This is a genomic window from Roseburia sp. MSJ-14, from assembly GCF_018918225.1.
Lineage (GTDB): Bacteria > Bacillota > Clostridia > Lachnospirales > Lachnospiraceae > Petralouisia.
Genome location: NZ_JAHLQD010000046.1, coordinates 1 through 5,792, shown reverse-complemented (window position 1 = coordinate 5,792; position 5,792 = coordinate 1). Strand labels below are relative to the sequence as shown.

General features: G+C 47.1%; 7 protein-coding genes and 1 pseudogene. All 8 read left to right on the top strand.

All coding sequences use genetic code 11. The annotated features are described in order from the left end of the window. Positions 1-641 (top strand): annotated as a pseudogene (locus KQI83_RS13110) (relaxase/mobilization nuclease domain-containing protein); the annotation flags it as partial. Next, on the top strand, positions 625-1,416 hold the full coding sequence (locus KQI83_RS13105; RefSeq protein ID WP_201426559.1) for a PcfB family protein: 792 nt from the start codon (positions 625-627) through the stop codon (positions 1,414-1,416). The pseudogene KQI83_RS13110 and the gene KQI83_RS13105, both read left to right, overlap by 17 nt. Before the next feature lie 6 nt (positions 1,417-1,422). Then, complete coding sequence (locus tag KQI83_RS13100; RefSeq protein ID WP_201426560.1) at positions 1,423-2,319, top strand: ArdC-like ssDNA-binding domain-containing protein; 897 nt, start codon at positions 1,423-1,425, stop codon at positions 2,317-2,319. Between the two features lie 15 nt (positions 2,320-2,334). Continuing rightward, positions 2,335-2,532, top strand: a complete 198-nt coding sequence (locus KQI83_RS13095; protein WP_201426561.1) for a hypothetical protein — start codon at positions 2,335-2,337, stop codon at positions 2,530-2,532. Further along, positions 2,519-4,321 carry a VirD4-like conjugal transfer protein, CD1115 family gene (locus tag KQI83_RS13090; RefSeq protein WP_216558892.1) on the top strand — a complete coding sequence of 601 codons (1,803 nt, stop codon included), beginning with the start codon at positions 2,519-2,521 and terminating at the stop codon, positions 4,319-4,321. The genes KQI83_RS13095 and KQI83_RS13090 overlap by 14 nt, the downstream gene beginning before the upstream one ends. A gap of 6 nt (positions 4,322-4,327) precedes the next feature. After that, the gene (locus KQI83_RS13085) at positions 4,328-4,678 is read left to right on the top strand and encodes a glutamyl-tRNA amidotransferase (protein WP_216558889.1); all 351 of its coding nucleotides are present in this window, start codon (positions 4,328-4,330) and stop codon (positions 4,676-4,678) included. Positions 4,679-4,738: 60 nt separating this feature from the next. Next, positions 4,739-5,575: a hypothetical protein gene (locus KQI83_RS13080; RefSeq protein ID WP_216558886.1), complete on the top strand. Its 837-nt coding sequence runs from the start codon at positions 4,739-4,741 to the stop codon at positions 5,573-5,575. Positions 5,576-5,592: 17 nt separating this feature from the next. Then, positions 5,593-5,792, top strand: a 200-nt coding sequence (locus KQI83_RS13075; RefSeq protein ID WP_216558882.1) for a PrgI family protein, incomplete at its 3' end; no start/stop codon positions are given.

Below are 5,792 nucleotides of genomic sequence, written 5' to 3'. Positions count from 1 at the left end.
GCAGAAAGAAGCCTATCCGACTTATCAATCTCGGCGAGAACTATTCCAACGCCGCTATCCGTCAAAGACTTCTTGAAAACAGCAGCCGCCTTGACTTGAAACCGTTTCATCCGCAGACGGTCGTCATTCGTCAGTATCACTTGCCTACACGGGAGGATAGGATCAAAAAGCGCGGCGGTTTATACGGTATGTATCTCTACTACTGTTACCGCCTCGGCTATTTGCCGAAATACAAGATAAAACAGAATACGGCTCGGCTTCATTATCTGCTAAGAGAAGATTTGATGAAGCTGGATAAGCTGACCGCAGAAACAACGCTGCTTGGCAGAGAGAACATTCAATCTGTTGAGCAGCTTGTTATATATAAAGGTTCAGTCGAGAACGAAATAAAAACCTTGACCGAGGATAGAGCGCAGCTTTATAGGCAACGGAGGATGAAGGCTTTTGAAGCTAAGCGTCCCGAAATCAAGGCAAAGATTTCTTCTCTTACTGATAAATTATGGAAGCTCCGCAAGGAACTTCGCCTGTGCGATGACGTTTTGGAGAGGTCGGATGAAATCCGGCATAACCTTGAACAAGTCATTGCAGAGGAAGAAAAAACACAAGGAAAGGAGGCGCGCAGTTATGACCAATGGCGGTGATGCTGCCGAACAGGTTGTCAGACTATCGCTCGAAGGCTTTGAAGTCGCGGCGAAGCTGTCCGGCTCGGCGGCAAAAGAAATCGCGCTGTTACTCATTTCTGTCTTGAAGCAGGAACACAAAACCAAAGGCAAGGCTCGACTTACCAATATGATCAAGTCCGGCAAGGAGCTAAAGGTTTTCTCCATTCCGCAGAAGGACTTGAAAAAGTTTGTGCAGCAGGCTAAACGGTACGGCGTTCTTTACAATGTTCTCAGGGATAGGAACAGCAAGTCCGATAATTCCCCTGTAGATATTATCGCCCGTGCCGAGGACGCATCCAAAATCCAGCGTATCGTTGACCGCTTTGAGCTTGGTAAGGTGGATAAGGCATCTATTGTATCTGAGGCAGAGAAGGATATAGCCGACAGAAAAGAAGCCGAGATCGAACGCCCCGTCAAGACAAAGGGACAGCTTATCGTTGAAGAAACCGTTGGGAAAAAGAACAAAGAAACACGCAGCCATTCAAACCCCAATGCAGCCAAAACGGACAAAAGCCCTCCGTCAAGGCGTTCCTCAGATCGGAAATCAACGCGCTCTGATAAGGGTAAAGCAAAACAGCCTGATAAGCCTTCCGTTCGGGAGGAACTTGAACGTATAAAGGCTCAGTCGGACAAGAGCAAAGGAGCAGATCGCAAGGTTCCCGAAAAGAAAGCGGAGAAAAAAACTCCGACAAAAAACGGTCAGACTAAGCATAAACAGCCTAAACCAAAAAAGAAAAAATCAAAGGAGAGATAATTCCTTATGACAAAGGATTTTATTGCCAAAAGAAATAATCGTCAGCAGAACACCCGGCGCGAGCAGCTCAGTCCGCAGGAATGGGCGGAGAAAAAACAGCTCGAAAAAGAATCTGTTTATCAGTTGATTGACAGCACAGCCGAGGAGATTTCCGAGAATCCCGACAAGCTCAAGGCGTTCCTCGATGTGCAGGCGCGTATGGACAAGTATTCGTCCGCTAACGCCCTGCTAATTTACAGCCAGCTTCCCGAAGCAACACGGCTCAAGGATTTTGCAGGCTGGGGCGAGGACAATGTCCGCGTGAAGAAAGGCGCAAAGAGCATTTCCATTCTGGAGCCTGTGGAGTACACCAAAAGCGACGGCTCACAGGGTATCTCCTATAATGTGAAGAAAATGTTTGATGTGTCGCAGACCAACGGCAAAAAGCAGCCTGCGCCTACACTCAACCGTGACACGGATGATATTATCGCCGTGATGGTTGATACCTCGCCCGTCAATGTTGAGTTGATCGACGAAATGCCGCAGCCGGGCATGGGCGCGTTCTACAAGAACGAGGATCAAACCCTCTATATCCAGCGCGGCTTTGATGACAGCGTTAAGCTGGTACAAAACATTGCACAGGAGCTTGCGTTTGCTCAGCTTTCCATTCAGAGCGACAGCTACAGTCGCAGAGATATGGGATTCAAGGCTGTCTGCGTCGGTTATATGGTATGCAAGAAGCTCGGTGTTGAAACCAAGAGCTTTGCGGTCAACCGTATTCCCGCCGACTGGAAGGATATGGACGCGAAAGCTGTCCGTTCCGAATTGTCACAGATGCGTTCCGCTTTGGGCGAGATTGCTACCCGCGTTTCCGATGAGCTTTATCGTCAGAAGCAGGAGCGCACAAAAGACCGTGAGAGATAATCGGAGGTGCTTTCCGTGAAAGAGCCTCATTATCATCTCTACCTCGACGATGACGAGCATAGTATCATCATTCGTTCTCTGAATACGCTGAAAACGGAGCTGATAGAGAACGGCATCACCACCGACGCGGTGGACGATCTGATTGTAAAGGTCGGTCACGCGCCGCAGAAAAAGCTCAAGGTAGTTGAAAAGAGCGTAGATGATGCGAGGTAACGATAAAAAGACCGTTCTGATTTTATCGGTAATAGGTATCGTCCCTGTTGTTTGGATTGCGCTGTGTGTCGCGCCTTTCGCAAAGGGCGGACTTGTAGAGATGTTATCCTCTTTATCGAAAGCCTTTGAGAATCCGTTGAATATCAAGTTGTGTGAGGACAGCCTAAAAACTGTCCTCATTTTTCTTGCCGTCTATTTTGTGGGTATCGGTATCTATCTTTCAACACGGAGGAACTATCGCCGCGGCGAAGAACACGGCTCCGCTAAATGGGGCGAAGCCGAGAAGATCAACAAGAAGTACCGTCAGCGAAACGACTTCAAGAATAAGCTGATGACGCAGAATGTTCGGATCGGACTAAACGCCAAGAAGCACAGACGTAATCTTAACACACTTGTATGCGGCGGCTCCGGCGCAGGCAAAACGCGGTTTTACTGCAAGCCTAACCTAATGCAATGCAATACGTCCTTTGTTATCCTCGATCCTAAAGGAGAAATTCTGAGAGATACAGGCAATTTGCTTGAAGCAGAGGGCTATGAAATCCGAGTGCTTGACTTGCTCAATATGGAGCGCAGTCATTGCTACAATCCGTTCGTGTATATCCAGAACGATAACGATATTCAAAAGCTGGTCACTAATCTTTTCAAAGCCACTACGCCGAAAGGCTCGCAGAGCAACGATCCCTTTTGGGACACATCCGCTTCAATGCTGTTGACCGCCTTGATGTGTTATCTTCATCACGAAGCGCCTGTTGAGGAGCAAAACTTCCCGATGGTGATGGAAATGCTCAGAGCAGGAGCGATTGAGGATGAGGACAGCAACGATGACACGCCGCTGGATATTCTATTCCATCGGCTTGAATGTCGCAATCCCGAACACATCGCGGTTAAGTATTACAAAGGTTATCACTCAGGCTCGGCTAAAACGCTGAAATCTATACAGATAACGCTGATAGCAAGGCTTGAAAAATTCAACCTTGACAGCGTCGCCGCGCTGACTGCGACAGATGAAATGGATTTATCGCTGTTAGGCAAGAAAAAGACTGCTTTATTTGCGCTTATTCCCGACAACGATTCAAGTTTCAATTTCTTGGTATCCATTCTCTATACGCAGTTGTTTCAACAGCTTTTCCACGACGCGGACTTTGTTTATAAAGGAGCCTTGCCCGTACCCGTCCATTTTCTGATGGACGAATTTGCAAATGTTTCGCTGCCCGATGATTTTGATAAAGACCTTGCGACAATGCGCTCGCGCGGCGTATCGGTCAGTATCATTTTGCAGAACTTGGCACAGCTCAAGGCGTTGTTTGAAAAGCAATGGGAAAGTATTGTCGGTAACTGCGATGAGTTTTTGTATCTCGGCGGCAACGAACAGAGTACGCATAAGTATGTTTCGGAGCTGCTTGGTAAGGAAACTATCGACACGAACACTTACGGCAAGAGTACCGGACACAGCGGTAACTATTCAACGAATTATCAGATTGTCGGCAGAGAGCTGATGACGCCCGATGAAGTCAGACTGCTTGATAACGACTATGCAATCCTCTTTATCAGAGGTGAACGTCCTGTAAAGGACTTGAAATACGATATATTGAAGCATCCCAATGTTGACCTGACAGCCGACGGCAGCGGAGGATTCTACCGTCACGGCGAGGTTAAAGATGATGTCGCATCTATTCAGCTTGAGAGCTTTGATGTGTCTTGGCTTGAAAAATCAGAATCATTTGAAACAAGCTATGAACTCAAATCAAGCGAGGAGCTTGAAGAAGAATTATTAAATGAACAGGAGTAATTAACAATGAGATTTTCTAAAAAGAATTCTAACCGTCTGCCGATGAAGGGCAAGGTCAAAACAGGCTTTCGTGTCTACTGCGCTGTTGTGATTGCTGTAATGCTTGCCGTGTGCTGCTTTTCCATAACCGCGTTCGCGGCTGGCGATGCACTATCAGCAATCAACAACCTCTCTACCTTTATCTTCGGACTTATCCGCGCGATTGGTCTGATCCTGACCGGCTTTGGTATCGTACAGATCGGTCTTTCACTTAAATCACACGATCCGTCGCAGAGAGCTAACGGCTTTTTAACCCTTGCAGGCGGCGTTATCATCACCTTCGCAAAGGAAATCCTCAATCTCATTATCGGCTCTTAAACAGACAAGAGGTATGGCTGCTTTTGCGGCCATACCTCAAACTATTAAGGAGGTGCTTTAATGTCCGATAATTGGGTTGTTGGCAATTTGCAAAATGCGCTCGACACTTGGAACGCGAAAGTTACCGAACTATGGTCGCTTATACTGACCGATCCAAAAAACTTCAAGGGCGGCGGAATTTGGACTGCTATCTCTAATGTCAATACCGCTATGCAGGCAATCGGAACAGGATTGCTTGTACTGTTCTTTGTCATCGGTGTTGTAAAAACCTGTGGCAGTTTTGCAGAGGTAAAAAAGCCCGAACACGCGGTAAAGCTATTTGTTCGATTTGTTTTGGCGAAAGCGCTGATAACAAGCGGAATGGAACTGATGACAACCTTGTTTGGAATCGTCCAGAGCGTTATCGCTCAAATTATGACTTCATCAGGAGTTGCATCGGCAACTGATACAGTTTTACCAGATAAAATGGTTGAAGCGATTGAGAACTGCGGCTTTTGGGAGAGTATCCCGCTATGGGCGGTCACGCTGATCGGCGGACTGTTCATCACGGTAATGTCATTCATTATGATAATGAGTGTGTACGGCAGATTTTTCAAACTGTATATGTACACGGCGATTGCGCCTATTCCGTTATCCACCTTTGCAGGCGAGCCTACACAAAATGTCGGCAAGAGCTTTTTGAAAAGCTACTGTGCCGTCTGTTTGGAGGGCGCTGTTATTGTGCTGGCTTGTATCATCTTCTCACTGTTTGTTTCAGCACCGCCTGTCGTCGCAGAGGACGCTTCTGCCGTAACGATGGTGTGGGCATATATCGGCGAGTTGCTGTTCAATATGCTTGTATTGGTCGGTACAGTTAAGATGTCCGACAGAATCATCCGTGAGATGATGGGACTTTAATAAAGGAGAAATGCTTAATGGAAGTAAAAATCAACAGAGAAATCCGTGAGTATACGGAAGCGGTATTCTTTGGTCTGTCACTTCGGCAGATCATTTTTTCTGCCTGCGCGCTTGCGGTAGCGGTAGCCGGATTCTTTCTTTTGAAGCCTATGTTGGGAACGGAAACAACCTCTTGGATCTGTATCCTCGCCGCAGCCCCTGTCTCTTATACACATCT

Coding starts and splice junctions, on each gene's coding strand:
- KQI83_RS13105 (WP_201426559.1), top strand. CDS start 625: ATGACCAATGGCGGTGATGCTGCCGAACAGGTTGTCAGACTATCGCTC.
- KQI83_RS13100 (WP_201426560.1), top strand. CDS start 1,423: ATGACAAAGGATTTTATTGCCAAAAGAAATAATCGTCAGCAGAACACC.
- KQI83_RS13090 (WP_216558892.1), top strand. CDS start 2,519: ATGATGCGAGGTAACGATAAAAAGACCGTTCTGATTTTATCGGTAATA.
- KQI83_RS13085 (WP_216558889.1), top strand. CDS start 4,328: ATGAGATTTTCTAAAAAGAATTCTAACCGTCTGCCGATGAAGGGCAAG.
- KQI83_RS13080 (WP_216558886.1), top strand. CDS start 4,739: ATGTCCGATAATTGGGTTGTTGGCAATTTGCAAAATGCGCTCGACACT.